The sequence below is a fragment of the Brevibacterium sp. LE-L genome, from assembly GCF_050214925.1.
Lineage (GTDB): Bacteria > Actinomycetota > Actinomycetes > Actinomycetales > Brevibacteriaceae > Brevibacterium.
Window position 1 is genome coordinate 277807 of record NZ_CP189759.1, and the last position, 12724, is coordinate 290530.

Below are 12724 nucleotides of genomic sequence, written 5' to 3' on the forward strand. Positions count from 1 at the left end.
GTCACTCGACGCTTGCCTCCAGGCTCGTCGACGCAGCATCTGCGGCGGTCACTTCGGCAGGGGGTCCGGTGGCAGAATCACCGGCAGGCAAGGCGACCTTCCGTGTGCCCGCGAGGACCGGGCGGGCATGGGCCGACTGGCCCGTGCAGGCGGGACTGGCCGCTCCGGCGGTCCCGCCTGCCCAGATCGGCCAGCTGGCCGTCGTGGCGGAGCCGCTCGATCCGGAACTGCTCACTGGACCCGTCGAGGTCACCGGCATCACTCAGGTCACCCATGACGTGAAGACCTTCGAGCTGCGGGCGGGGTGGATGTCCGCTGTCGACTTCGCCCCCGGTCAGTACGTGACGATGCGCTTCCCCGAGCTCGGATGTGAGCGCTGCTATTCGATCTCCTCGGCACCCTTCGGCACGAACATCTTCACCATCACGGTCAAGCGCGTGCCCGGGGGAGTGGTCTCGACTTACCTGCACGATTCGGTCCGAGTCGGTGACCGGGTCCACGTCGACGGTCCCTATGGACTCTTCAGCACAAGCTTCCACCCGGCAGCGCGTCACCTGTTCCTCTCCGCGGGCTCCGGGATCACCCCGATCATGTCGATGGTGCGCAGCCTGCTGGCCCGCCAGGGAGGGTTCGGCACCGACATCGTCTTCGTCCACAGTGCCTCGACGCCGGCCGACATCATCTTCCGTGCCGAACTCGAACAGCTCGCCGAGGTCGCCGGGGTCAGCGTGACCATCCTCTGCTCCCGGGACGCAGGGACGGAGACGTGGACGGGGCGCCGTGGTCGGATCGATGCGGCCGCCCTCGCAGAGGTCGTCCCCGACGCGGCCGAGCGTGAGACCTTCGTCTGCGGCCCAGGTCCGTACATGGACGCGGTGCGTCCCCTCCTCGCCGAGGCGGGAGTGCTGCAGGCTCGGACGCATGAGGAGTCGTTCGTCTTCGCCACCTCACCGGCCGATCGTTTGGCCGGGGCCGAAGCGAGGGCGAGGGCCGCGGGAGCCGGGGCCGGTGCATGCGGGGCCACCGGTGTGAGCCATGCGATCGAATTCGCGGTCTCGGGGCGCGTGGTCGACTGCGATGAGTCTACGACCGTCCTTGACTCCGCTTTGGACGCTGGACTGTCGGTGCCCTCATCCTGCTCGGAAGGCGCCTGCGGAACCTGCAAGTCCGTGCTGGTCAGCGGTGAGGTCGAGATGAAGCATGCCGGAGGGATCCGGCCCAAGGAGATCGCGGCCGGAAAGTTCCTGCCCTGCTGTTCGACTCCCTTGACCGATCTCGTCGTCGAGAGGTGAGTGAGTCCGTCGCTCAGTGCTTGAGCTTCGTCTCCTTGAGGCCGTAGGTGCCGCGCACATAGGGTCGGAAGCCGACGACGTCCTTGCTCACCCCGTACAGCGCCTTCTGGTAGGCGACGGGGACGATGGGGGCGTCGTCGGCGACCTGCTGCTGGATCTTCGCGTACAGCGCGTTCTTCGATCCATCGCCGCGGCGGGCGCATACGCGGAGAGTGCTGGTGTCGGTAGTGGGTTCGACGGTGATGGAGTGGAGCGTGCCGCTTCTGCATCGACAGAGCGCTGCAAGGGTCGGCAGGGTGTCGATCTTGCTGAGGTCGCTTACGTTGAGGTTCGCTGTATTCGGGCGCGCACTGACTGTGCACTAACGGTGACGCACCATATCGTCAGTCAACGACGAAGTTGCTCAGTCCGGCGAGTTTGAGGATGAACGGTGCGATCGACATCAATACTAGGAGCGAAGAGACGACCCAGAGCCACACCATTTTCGTTCTGTGCGTCCTGACGCTCGTGCTCAAAGCGAACAATGGGCTAAGCAGCGGAAGTCCATAAAAGATAGGAGTCAGCAAGAAAGCGAGAACGAGGAAGCCAATGAATTTCCACTCTGACGCCGACATGAATCGCTCACGCTGTTCGGTCGCCATGTCTTTCACCTGCATCCGTCTCGTCCTGACTGCCTCCAAAAGTGATTCAATCTTAGCCGCCAACCTGCCATGAGCCTTCTGAGTGGCAAGTGTGGTACCCAGTCTTACCTTTATATTTCTTCACCCAAGCCTGAGAACCGTTCCAGTATGTTCTGCCAGCATGCTTCTCGTAATTGGAGCCACCCCAGTAGGCATGCTTCCATTTCCGGCTCTTGATCTTTCCAGCTTTGGCCGCTTCGACGACTTGAGCAGTTTCGTGCTTGCTCATGTCTTGGGTAGCAGCGAGTGCTTTGGCCTCTCCGACGTCGACTGTCTCAGTAGATCCTTCTTCGACGGTCACATTCCCTTTACAGATCTCGAGGTCGTCAGCACTCGCCTCTTGCCCGACCTTCTCGTAAGCCTGCTTGACTTCTTTCATGCAGGATTTGTCAACGAAGCTCGTGCTAGAAACCTTGTGCAAAGTGGTAGGCACATCTGCTTGCGCTGAGGTCGAGATGAAGCATGCCGGAGGGATCCGCCCCAAGGAGATCGCGGCCGGAAAGTTCCTGCCCTGCTGTTCGACCTCCTTGACTGAGCTCGTCGTCGAGCGGTGATCGACGTCGCCAATTGATATGTGCCCATGCAAGATGCCGGACCCGCAGTCGGGAGATGCCGGGCACGGCGGCTGCATCGACGGTAAGGTTGCTGACGATCGAGATCTTTGGTCAGAAGAGCGGCTTCTGCAGCCTGCGGATACGCGAACGTGGGCGATGAGTCCGTGACGACGGCGGCCAGCTTCAACTGAGGGTGAGGGTGATATGTCGAAGCCATATGCACTGGCTGGTCTCATATTCGGTTTGGCAGTGTTTTCAGGAATCTTCATACTGCTGTTGCCCGGTCTGTTCGACAATGCTTCTTCTGGACGAGTCTGGGTCACCTGGGTGATATTCGGCATTGCCGTGACGTTCGGGTCAGGATTGGTCTTGGCACGGCGGCGGTTCGAATAACTCGGTCAGCGATTCTGCAACGGGTCAAGCAGGCATTGTTTTGGGTACGCCATCGGACGATTCGAGATTCATGGCTCGGAGAGCGGACTCCATGCTGAGCCGCAGTGTGCTCAACAGCGCCAATTCGCAACACTCCGCTTCTCAACAAGTAGGGCATGGAGAGACAGCCGGGAATCGAGTATCTCTGGAATCTGGAGGCGGCTGTCTCAGCTTTAGAGAATTGATGTTTTGAGCGCAGAGGGCGCGAGGAGATTCAGATCGGGGCGCTGGATGTTCTCAACTTCGAATCGACGAAGTAGTCCAGGACGGCTCACCGCAGCACGAACCCGGGCACGAGGTCATCGAGCGGGTCGATCTCCTCGAGCACTCTCGCCCGAAAACGCGTGCCGACGATCGACTCATGAACCAGCGTCTGCCCGGGTCGAAGCTCACCGGTGGCATGGAGAGCGGCCAATCGAGCCGCTGTTCCCGAACCGCACGGGGAGCGGTCCACCTGACCATCGGCGAAGATCGTGACATTGCGCTGGTGCAGCGCCCCGTCGGGCACGGTCCCGAATCGGTCGACGAAGATCGTGCCGTAGACGCCGGAGAGGCGATCGTCGTCCGGATGCACGGTCTGCGGGCGACCGGCCAGACCCGCCTTGCTCTCACGGCCGAGCCCGATGAGCGCGGTGAGATTCTCCGACAGAATCACGCCACCGCTCCCGTCGCCTGTTCCGCTGTCATCTGAGTCTCCCGGTGGCGCCATACCGAGCTGCGCGCCGTCAACGAGGGCATAGATCGCCCCACCCCAGGCGAGGTCGACGCTCACCGGTCCTCGGCTCGTGGGAACCGAAATGTCCGTGCCGATGAGCCTGCTGGGCACATTGACGAAATCCATCGCGGCGGCCCGTCCCTTGCCGTCCGTGTGCACATGAGCCTGCACCCTCCCCGAGGGCACATCAATCGTCACTGTCGTAGTCCCGGACGGATTGACCGCAACGAGCCCAGACGACACCGCCCACGCCCCGAGCGCCATCGTCCCGTGGCCGCAGGCCGTGGAGAACCCGTCCTTGTGCCAGAACAGCACCCCGAAATCGGCACCGTCATCATCGGGGGCGGTGATGAAGCCGCCGTACATGTCCGCATGCCCGCGAGGTTCGAAACACAGCAGCCTGCGCAGATCATCGACCTCCGAGCCCGGCACCGCCAGCTCTCGCCGCTGCGCCACGCTCGCGCCTGGAATGTCGACCGGAGGTTCGGCGACGATCCGGAACGGTTCGCCGGCAGTATGGAAATCGATGCTTGTGCAGATCGTCGTCACTGGGCCACTCACAGCCCCATTCCCACTCTCAGCCCTTCCAGCACCGCCGCATGCACATTGCGGGAGGCGACGGCGTCACCGATCCGGTAGAGCGCGAACTTCGGCCCCGCCTCGGAGCCGGTGGATGTGCTCTGCGGGTCGACGCCGGAATCCGGCTGCGGCTGTCCCCGCACCCACGCCTCAAGGTCCGTCGCCCCGTGATTCGACGACTGCGATTTGAGCTCGAAGTAGACCTCATCGTTCGGTGTCGTCCCGAAATCGACGACCACGGCATCGGTGATGACTTCGGTCTCCCGATCCGAATAGTCGTTGCGCAGCCTCGCCACGATCTCCTTTCCCTCGATCCGCGGTTTCTCCGTCAGGCGCTCGCCGAGGCGGACCTCGACTCCGAATTCGGAGAACACCTGAAGATAGGCGGGGGAGTTCATCGACCCCACATCGATGCCGATCGTGCGTTCGGGGCTGACGTAGGTGACCTGCTGACCTCCCCGAGCCAATCGTTCGACGGCGTCGAGGGCAGGGTAGAACCCGTGGTCGTCGAAGACGAGCACCCGCTGCTTCGATTTGAGCCGGTCGTCCATGACATCCCAGACGTCGAAGCTTGGGCCCTGCTCACGGAAGGGATACCCGGCGTCAGGGACCCCTCCGGTGGCGACGATGATGACGTCGGGGTCGAGCGCGAGGATGTCGTCCGCCTCGGCGAAGGTGTTCAGCCGCAGATCGACCCCGTGCTTCTTGCACTGTTGGACGCGCCAGTCGATGATGCCGATGAGGTCGCGGCGTCGCTGCGAACGAGCGGCGATGCGCACCTGCCCGCCGGGTGCGTCATCGGCCTCGAGCAGCGTCACCCGGTGCCCGCGGACGGCAGCGACACGGGCGGCTTCGAGCCCGGCCGGGCCGGCACCGAGGATGACGACGTGCTTCGGAGCCGCCTCAGCGTCGTGGGGGACCTCTTGCGGCAGTTCGGCTTCGCGACCGGTGGCGGGATTATGGATGCAGGTCGCCGAGCCTGAGGTGTAGATCGAGTCGAGGCACATGTTCGCGCCCACGCAGGGGCGGATGTCGTCCTCCCGCCCCTCGGCGATCTTGCGTGCGAGATGCGGATCGGCCAGCTGCGCGCGGGTCATCCCGACGAGGTCGAGGCACCCGTCCTCGAGGGCGAACCGGGCGGTCGCGGCATCGGCGATGCGGGCGGCGTGGAGGACCGGGATGTCGATCGCGGCCCGGATGCGGCGGCAGGTGTCGAGCCACGGTGCCGCGGGTGTGCCCATGCCCGGGATTGCCTCGGCGAGTTCCCGGTCGGAGCTGATCAGCCCGACGTTGAGGCTGAGGAAGTCGATGCCGTGGGCGGTGTAGGTCTGGAGGACCTCGGTGGCCCGGGCCTCGTCCATGCCATCGTCGCGGCGTTCGTCGACGGCCATGCGGATGCCGACCTGGAAATCTTCGGGCACGGCCGCCCGGACCGCGTCGATGACGCGCAGCGGGAACCGCATCAGGTTCTCGAGTTCACCGGAGTACTCGTCGTCGCGGTCGTTGAGCCACGGAGCGAGGAACGCGTCGAGCAGGTGCCCGGCGTGCATGACCTCGAGGCCGTCGAGACCGGCGGCGGCGACGCGGGCGGCCGCGGCGGCGAAGTCGGCGACGATGCGATCCATGTCGAAGTCTTCCATGGCCTTCGTGAACGAACGGTGCGCTGCCTCTTTCGTTCGCGAAGTCGAAACCAGGGGCAGCCAGTCACCCGCAAAGTTCGAAGAGCGATGCCCCAGGTGGGTCGTCTGAATCATGACCGCTGCGCCCTCGTCGTGGCAGTCTTCGGCGATCGCTGAGAGCCAGGGCACCACCTCGTCGGTGGACAGATCGATGTTGCCGAAGGCGGCCGGGGAATCCTTGGACACGACGGCCGAGCCGCCGATCATCGTCAGCCCGACTCCGCCGCGAGCCTTCTCCCGGTGATAGAGCCGGTAACGGTCCTTCGGCATGCCCAGCTCGGTGTAAGCGGGCTCATGCGAGGTCGAGACGATGCGGTTGCGCAGGGTCAGGTCTCCGAGGTCGAAGGGCTGGAGCAGCGGATCGGCGGACGTGCCGAGCTGGGGATCGGCGGTCATGGGTTCCTCCTTCGTTGCAGGAACGGCTCCGACAGGGGAGCGACACTGGGTAATCGGTTACCGATTACATGCCTCTATCGTGCGATCTCGCGGTTATGCTGTCAATAGCCGATGGAAGCCGATTGTGCACAGTGAGGTGAGGGAGGGAAACGTGATGGAGCGAATGAGACCGCAGACCGAGTCGCTGCGCGAGCAGGCGCTGGCGATCATTCGCGATGCCATCATCTCCGGTGAGCTCGCCGAAGACCGGATCTATTCGGCCGCCCGGCTGGCCAAGCAGCTCGGCATCTCTCTCAGTCCCGTTCGTGAGGCGATGATGGCGCTCGTGACCGAAGGAACGGTCGAGGCTGTGCCCAATCGGGGCTTCCGTCTCGTCCCCGTCACCGAGGCGGACCTTGAGGAGATCATCCGCATCCGTGTCCTCCTCGCTGTTCCGGCCGCCCGCGAGCTCGCCGAATCAACGGCGAAAGCCGGCGCGGTCAACCGTCTGCGCGAACTTGCCGAGGCGACCGTGACGGCGGCCGAGAGCGGTGAGATCGCCGAGTTCTACACCCAAGATCGCCGATTCCACGAAGCTCTGCTCGAATACGGGCTCGGTGCGCGCGCAGCCGCGATCAGCCTGCGACTGCGTGATCAGTCGCGCCTCTACCGACACCAGGACCAGATCGGGACCATTGCCGTCGACTCCGCCCGTGAGCTGCCGAGGATCGTCGACCTCATCGAGGCGGGCGATCCCGCCGCGGCGGCCGAACTCGTGACGTCGAACCTCTACTTCTTCAAGCGCTTCCCCGCTCATCCGGACTCTACCTCGCCGTGTCAGGTGGAATCGGCACGGGAATAAGGCGACACCGGGCCGCCCCTGTCGGGACGGCCCGGTGTCGCTGTCTGTGATCAGATCGAGTACCCGATCGCGTGTGGATCTCTATCAGGCAGGGGCCTTGTCGATGTCGACGATCGGCATCGCCTCGATGTCCATGTCCGGGTTCTCCGACTGGGTCCGAGCCAGCTCTTCGGCCTCTTCGTGGGTGGATACGGTCGGGAACGATCCCGGCAGCGGTTTGTGCGCGGATTCCTTCATGAGGAGCACGGCGACGAGCGCGACGACCGAGAAGAACAGGATGTAGAACGCGGGCATGTAGGAGTTGCCGGTGACGTCGATGAGCGCCTGGGCGACCAGCGGCGTGGTGCCGCCGAACAGGGAGACGCCGATGTTGAACGTCAGGCCCATCGCACCGTAGCGAGATGCGGTCGGGAACAGAGCCGGCAGCGTCGAGGCCAGGCAGGCGATGTAGAACCCGGCGGGCAGGGCGACCATGAACAGAGCCACCATCACCGCCCACATCTCACCGATCTGCATGACGGCGAAGGCGGGAATGATGAGGATGATCGTCATGATCGCGGCCGCCATGAAGACGAACTTGCGTCCCAGTCTGTCTGAGAGCTTGCCGATGAGCGGCAGGCAGGCAGACATGACGACGAGGACCGGGATCGTGGCCGCAGCGGCCTGGACGTTCGAGACCTTGACGGTCTCTTCCAGGTAGGTGGGCATGAAGCTCGTGAGCGCATAGCCGACAGTCTGCGATCCTGCGACGACGGCGATGCCGATGAGGATCTCTTTCCAGAAGTGGCGAACGACGCCGATGAGCCCGTGGCGTGCGTACTTGTCGTCCTTGACCTTGATGTCGCGGCCGGCTTCTTCGCTCGACTCGAAGCTTGGGGTCTCGGGGATCTTCAGACGGAACCAGATGGCGACGGCGCCGAGCGGGATGGCGATGAGGAACGGGATCCTCCAGCCGCCGTCGAGCATGGCGTTCTCGCCGTTGATGGACGTGGTGACGACGGTCGTGATGGCCACGGTGCCGGCGCCGGCGGCGAATCCGAGGTAGGAGCCGACATCGAGCCACGACGCCCAGTAGCCGCGAGACTTGTCCGGGGCGAACTCGGAGACGTAAGTGGTGGCACCGGCGTACTCGCCGCCGGTGGAGAAGCCCTGGATCATCTTGAGCAGGTAAAGCGGGATGATGACCCACAGGCCGACCTGAGCCGCAGTGGGCAGAACGCCGATCAGCGCCGTGGCAGTGGCCATCGTGGCCATCGTGAAGAACAGGACCTTCTGGCGACCGATCTTGTCGCCGAGTGGTCCGAGCACCATGCCGCCGAGCGGGCGGACGAGGAACGAGACCGCGAAGCCGAACAAAGTGACGAGCAGGCCCATCTGCTCGTCCATGCCTTCGGTGAAGACGGTCCTCATAGTCAAAGCGGCTCTTCCCAGATGAGGGTGTAGGTCGGCCGGGCGCGTCGGTCCGCAGATAGACGTCGAGGTCTCCCGACGATGGAGGTTCCTACGCCATCCATCCGAAAGACCTCGACGTGACCGACGCTACCCCGCCGGCCGGCTTCGGCCGCCCTGACCTGACCGCCTTCGCGTCTCATCCCAATCGACCCTGATCGAGTCTGCTGACCCCCTCGACGAGAACGCAGCGACACATCACAGCCACCCGACCCCGACCGTCCGGGAAGCCGGGACACGTCACATGGCCTGTGCTGCGGGCGTGTCGAGTGGGTCGTCCAGGGGCGACGCAGTAGCGTCGACGCGACGTGCTGAGAGGTGGTTCCAGTCGAGCACTAGCACACCGGCTACAGGCATGGCGATAGGTCAGGAACGGCGTCGCTCCCTACGCAGGAGGGAGCGCAGAGTCTCGGCGTTCGCGTAGCCGACCCGTAGCGCGATCTCGGCGGAGGTGAGATCCGTGGTTGCTGAGAGGTGCCGAGCTCGTTCGATGCGAAGCCGTTGGACGAACCCGAGCGGAGTGAGGTTGAGCGCCGCACGGACTCGTCGTTCGAGGGTGCGCCGGCTGGTGCCGAGCGACTGCGCGACGAAGGCGACGTTGAACGGTTCGTCCAGTCGGGCGCGCACGAAGCGTTCGAACTCGACGACGATCGAGTCCTCGTGCCGGAGATTTTCGTAGGCGACGAAGGCCGCCTGCGACGGACGCTCGTCGATGATGAGGAGCTTGGCGACATGTTGGGCCAGGTCGGGGCTGATCGATCGCACGAGTGAGAGCGCGAGGTCGATGTGGGCGAACGCGGCGCCGGCGGTGACGAGGTTCCCGTCGACCACGACCATGGTGTCGAGATCGAGGGCGACGCTCGGATAGCGCTTCAGGAACTCCGGCCCCAGGAACCAGCTGGTCGTCGCCCGCCGATGATGCATCCGTCCGGTCTCGGCGACAGCGAACACGCCGGTGCACGCCGCGGCGATCCGGGTGGTCGCCTCGTCGAGGCGCCCGAGCGAGGCGATGACCGAACGAGCATCTCGGCTCTGGAGGGCGTCGTTGGTAGCGGCGGCCGTAAGGGTTCCAAGCGCAGGGACGACGACCACGTCGAACTCTGCGGACTCCGACAGCGGGTGGTCCACCGACAGGGTCATCGATGCCGTCGTGGTCACTCGCCGTTTCGGTCCGAGGATGGCGAGTTCGATCGGGTCGATCCGCGGGTCGACATCACCGCGGGCTCCGTCGGCTACCCGCACGATGTCGATGATCGACGCGATAGCCGAACCGAAGCAGCCGTCGATCGCGATCAGTCCGATACGCATGACGTAAACAATAGCAATACTGCCGTATACGCCACTACCCACCGGCCCTCGCTCGTCATACGCTGAACTCGTCACACGAAGAATCACGACTTCAAGGAGAGTCCCTCATGTCAACACCCGCATCACTTCCGTATGCCTTCGTCGCCAAGATCGTCGCGGCCGATGGACAGCACGACGCGCTCGCCGATCTGCTCGCCGGCGCTGTCGCACTCGCCAACGAAGAAGTAGGAACGATTGTCTGGTTCGCGGTCAGGACCCACGCCGACACCTTCTGGATCTTCGATGCATTCCACGACGAGGCCGCTCGCGACGCCCACGCCAACGGCGCCATCGTCGCAGCCCTGACGGCCAACCAGCACCTCCTCAGCGCAGCACCCGAGATCCTGCCGGCCGACGTCCTCGCGTCCAAGCTCCCGTAGTCCGCTCACGCACGTTCGCAACGCGAACCACAACACGAGCGCTGTCGGTCACAAACTCAACAGGCAAACCAACGGGCGGCTCTGGAGCGGCTCGAGCCACAAAGCGCACGCCACATTCGAAGGAGCAATTGATGCTATCAATTCCTACATTGTCGTTGGACGACGCCAAACGTGTCATCGCGGCAGCAGAAGCTGAATCCAGCACGCAGGGTCAGCCCAGTAACATCGCCGTCGTCGATGCCGGCGGCAATCTCGTCGCTCACGTACGGATGGACGGAGCGTGGCTGGGCAGCATCGACATCTCGATCAACAAAGCCTTCACGGCCCGCGCGTTCGACACAGCCACCAAAGACCTCGGCGACCTCGCCCAACCCGGTGAGCAGTTCTACGGCATCCACGCCTCCAACGACGGTCGGGTGATGATCTTCGCCGGTGGCATCCCGCTCGAGCGCGACGGCCAGGTCGTCGGCGCCGTCGGCGTCAGCGGAGGAACCGGTGACCAAGACCAGGCCGTCGCCGAAGCCGCCGCCAGCGCCTTCTGAGACCGACCCGCACCGAACCCGGCCCCCGGCCGGCAGCCCACCCACCGAAGGAGCCGCACCATGCGTGCTCTCGTGTACCACGGTTGTGAAGCGCCATAGGGGCTCATCCCGGTTGTGGGTGTAGCAGGCGTTGGCGTGGCGGTCCCGGGATAGACGTCGAGGTCTCCCGAGGATGAAGGCTCCTACACGCTCATCCTGAAAGACCTCGACGTGCCCGACGCTACCGCCGGCGACCGCTCACGCGCGTTCGCCCACCCAGATCTGACCACCTTCTGCCGACTCGACGAGCTCGGCCTCGTCGTCACCGGCCAACGCCTCGAGTCCGACCGTGCGGTCGTCGCGTGCCGGGTCGCCGAAGCCGACCAGTGGTGCCGCCGATGCGGCTGCGAAGGAACCCCGCGGGACACGGTCACCAGGCAGCTGGCCCACGAACCACTCGGCTGGCGACCTACCACGCTGCTGCTCACCATCCGCCGCTACCGATGCGCTGGCTGCGGGCACGTGTGGCGCCAAGACACCTCCCGGGCGGCCGAACCTCGGGCGAAGCTCTCGCGTCGCGGGCTGCGGTGGGCACTTGAGGGGATCGTGATCGCTCACCTCACCGTCGCCCGGGTCGCCGAGGGTCTCGGGGTTGCCTGGGACACCGCTAACGACGCCGTCGTGGCCGAGGGCAAGCGGGTCCTGATCGACGACCCGGCACGGTTCGAGGGTGTCCGAGTCGTTGGCGTCGATGAACACGTGTGGCGCCACACCAGGCGTGGCGACAAGTACGTCACCGTGATCATCGACCTCACCCCGATCCGTGATGGCACCGGCCCGGCACGGCTCCTAGACATGGTCGAGGGTCGCTCGAAGCAGGTGTTCAAGACCTGGCTCGCCACCCGGAGCGACACCTGGCGTGACGGCGTGGAAGTCGTCGCGATGGACGGGTTCAGCGGCTTCAAGACCGCCACCACCGAGGAGCTCCCCGACGCTGTCGCGGTCATGGATCCCTTCCACGTGGTCCGGTTGGCCGGCGACGCGTTGGACCGGTGTCGACGCCGGGTCCAGCAGGCCATCCACGGTCACCGCGGCCACAAGGGTGACCCGCTCTACTCCGCACGGCGAACGCTGCACACCGGTGCTGGGCTGCTCACTGACAAGCAGGCCAGCCGACTACGGGCACTGTTCGCCGGTGATGAGCACGTGCAGGTCGAGGCGACCTGGGGGATCTATCAGCGGATGATCGCGGCCTACCGCCACGAGGACCGACGCCAGGGCCGCGAGCTCATGACCAAGCTGATCGAGTCGGTCAGCGACGGCGTCCCGGCCGCGCTGATCGAGGTCATCACGCTGGGCCGGACGTTGAAGAAGCGGGCCGCCGACGTGCTGGCCTACTTCGACCGCCCCGGCACCAGCAACGGGCCTACGGAGGCGATCAACGGCCGGCTCGAACACCTCCGCGGCTCAGCCCTCGGGTTCCGCAACCTCACCAACTACATCGCCAGGTCCCTGCTCGAGACCGGCGGCTTCAGACCGCGACTACACCCTGGAATCGGATGAGCCGTCAAAGCGAGGTAGCCGTAGACGCCGAAGTCGAACCATTCCATGAAGTTGCCGACCGTGGTCCCGCCGATGGCGGTGCGGATCGATTTGGTTTCGACGACGATGCAGTCATCGGCTTCGAACCGTCTCTGCTTCTTGATTGCACGCCGTTCCTTGCGCGACGGCTTCTTGTCCTTCTGCGCGAATCTGTCGTGGCCTTCTGGCATCAGAGGTTCCTCGTTTCAGCTGCTGCTAGGCAAGTTGCAGGGCCGAGTCGCCGGAATGGTGCGAACTCTGCGCGGCAGTTGCTGTCG

The 12724-nt window shown here is 64.7% G+C and carries 12 protein-coding genes and 1 pseudogene; 6 read left to right on the forward strand and 7 right to left on the reverse strand.

The window, feature by feature from the left end; all coding sequences use genetic code 11:
• Positions 1-68: 68 nt before the first annotated feature.
• A complete protein-coding gene (locus ACQE2J_RS01215; protein WP_426936925.1) occupies positions 69-1292 on the forward strand; it encodes an FAD-binding oxidoreductase in 1224 nt (407 codons plus the stop codon).
• Between the two features lie 383 nt (positions 1293-1675).
• Here the strand turns inward: ACQE2J_RS01215 and ACQE2J_RS01220 are convergent, their stop codons facing one another.
• Together ACQE2J_RS01220 and ACQE2J_RS01225 are read right to left on the reverse strand one after the other, a co-directional pair.
• Positions 1676-1933: a hypothetical protein gene (locus ACQE2J_RS01220; RefSeq protein ID WP_425120524.1), complete on the reverse strand. Its 258-nt coding sequence runs from the start codon at positions 1931-1933 to the stop codon at positions 1676-1678.
• Positions 1934-1985: 52 nt separating this feature from the next.
• A complete protein-coding gene (locus tag ACQE2J_RS01225) occupies positions 1986-2351 on the reverse strand; it encodes a hypothetical protein (RefSeq protein WP_135537768.1) in 366 nt (121 codons plus the stop codon).
• Between the two features lie 37 nt (positions 2352-2388).
• Between ACQE2J_RS01225 and ACQE2J_RS01230 the strand changes: the two are divergent.
• A pseudogene (locus ACQE2J_RS01230) lies at positions 2389-2526 on the forward strand (hybrid-cluster NAD(P)-dependent oxidoreductase); the annotation flags it as partial.
• A gap of 703 nt (positions 2527-3229) precedes the next feature.
• Here ACQE2J_RS01230 and ACQE2J_RS01235 read toward each other — a convergent pair.
• Positions 3230-4234: a proline racemase family protein gene (locus tag ACQE2J_RS01235; protein ID WP_426936926.1), complete on the reverse strand. Its 1005-nt coding sequence runs from the start codon at positions 4232-4234 to the stop codon at positions 3230-3232.
• Positions 4231-6327 (reverse strand): FAD-dependent oxidoreductase, encoded by a 2097-nt coding sequence (locus ACQE2J_RS01240; protein ID WP_425120108.1) that lies wholly within the window; start codon positions 6325-6327, stop codon positions 4231-4233. Before ACQE2J_RS01240 ends, ACQE2J_RS01235 begins: the two co-directional genes overlap by 4 nt.
• Before the next feature lie 163 nt (positions 6328-6490).
• Between ACQE2J_RS01240 and ACQE2J_RS01245 the strand changes: the two genes are divergently transcribed.
• Positions 6491-7168, forward strand: coding sequence for a GntR family transcriptional regulator (locus ACQE2J_RS01245; RefSeq protein WP_425120107.1), 678 nt, complete (start codon positions 6491-6493; stop codon positions 7166-7168).
• 84 nt (positions 7169-7252) lie between these two features.
• Here the strand turns inward: ACQE2J_RS01245 and ACQE2J_RS01250 are convergent, their stop codons facing one another.
• Both ACQE2J_RS01250 and ACQE2J_RS01255 read right to left on the reverse strand, forming a co-directional pair.
• The gene (locus ACQE2J_RS01250; RefSeq protein WP_426937536.1) at positions 7253-8578 is read right to left on the reverse strand and encodes an MFS transporter; all 1326 of its coding nucleotides are present in this window, start codon (positions 8576-8578) and stop codon (positions 7253-7255) included.
• Positions 8579-8983: 405 nt separating this feature from the next.
• Positions 8984-9925, reverse strand: coding sequence for a GlxA family transcriptional regulator (locus tag ACQE2J_RS01255; protein ID WP_135537772.1), 942 nt, complete (start codon positions 9923-9925; stop codon positions 8984-8986).
• 107 nt (positions 9926-10032) lie between these two features.
• Between ACQE2J_RS01255 and ACQE2J_RS01260 the strand changes: the two genes are divergently transcribed.
• From ACQE2J_RS01260 to ACQE2J_RS01270, 3 genes are all read left to right on the forward strand, one after another.
• Positions 10033-10344 (forward strand): putative quinol monooxygenase, encoded by a 312-nt coding sequence (locus ACQE2J_RS01260; protein WP_135537773.1) that lies wholly within the window; start codon positions 10033-10035, stop codon positions 10342-10344.
• A 131-nt stretch (positions 10345-10475) separates the two neighbouring features.
• Entirely contained in the window at positions 10476-10886 is a 411-nt protein-coding gene (locus tag ACQE2J_RS01265) for a GlcG/HbpS family heme-binding protein (protein ID WP_135537774.1), read from the forward strand.
• 210 nt (positions 10887-11096) lie between these two features.
• Complete coding sequence (locus tag ACQE2J_RS01270) at positions 11097-12428, forward strand: ISL3 family transposase (RefSeq protein WP_135537775.1); 1332 nt, start codon at positions 11097-11099, stop codon at positions 12426-12428.
• Here ACQE2J_RS01270 and ACQE2J_RS01275 read toward each other — a convergent pair.
• Complete coding sequence (locus ACQE2J_RS01275; RefSeq protein ID WP_135537776.1) at positions 12362-12637, reverse strand: hypothetical protein; 276 nt, start codon at positions 12635-12637, stop codon at positions 12362-12364. The two genes, ACQE2J_RS01270 and ACQE2J_RS01275, sit on opposite strands and share 67 nt — an antisense overlap.
• Between the last annotated feature and the right edge of the window lie 87 nt (positions 12638-12724).

What these genes read in the sequence shown, in the direction of transcription:
- ACQE2J_RS01265 (WP_135537774.1), top strand. Translation starts at nt 10,476, where the DNA reads ATGCTATCAATTCCTACATTGTCGTTGGACGACGCCAAACGTGTCATC.
- ACQE2J_RS01275 (WP_135537776.1), bottom strand. Translation starts at nt 12,637, where the DNA reads ATGCCAGAAGGCCACGACAGATTCGCGCAGAAGGACAAGAAGCCGTCG.
- ACQE2J_RS01260 (WP_135537773.1), top strand. Translation starts at nt 10,033, where the DNA reads ATGTCAACACCCGCATCACTTCCGTATGCCTTCGTCGCCAAGATCGTC.
- ACQE2J_RS01220 (WP_425120524.1), bottom strand. Translation starts at nt 1,933, where the DNA reads ATGGCGACCGAACAGCGTGAGCGATTCATGTCGGCGTCAGAGTGGAAA.
- ACQE2J_RS01255 (WP_135537772.1), bottom strand. Translation starts at nt 9,925, where the DNA reads ATGCGTATCGGACTGATCGCGATCGACGGCTGCTTCGGTTCGGCTATC.
- ACQE2J_RS01245 (WP_425120107.1), top strand. Translation starts at nt 6,491, where the DNA reads ATGAGACCGCAGACCGAGTCGCTGCGCGAGCAGGCGCTGGCGATCATT.
- ACQE2J_RS01250 (WP_426937536.1), bottom strand. Translation starts at nt 8,578, where the DNA reads ATGAGGACCGTCTTCACCGAAGGCATGGACGAGCAGATGGGCCTGCTC.
- ACQE2J_RS01240 (WP_425120108.1), bottom strand. Translation starts at nt 6,327, where the DNA reads ATGACCGCCGATCCCCAGCTCGGCACGTCCGCCGATCCGCTGCTCCAG.
- ACQE2J_RS01225 (WP_135537768.1), bottom strand. Translation starts at nt 2,351, where the DNA reads ATGAAAGAAGTCAAGCAGGCTTACGAGAAGGTCGGGCAAGAGGCGAGT.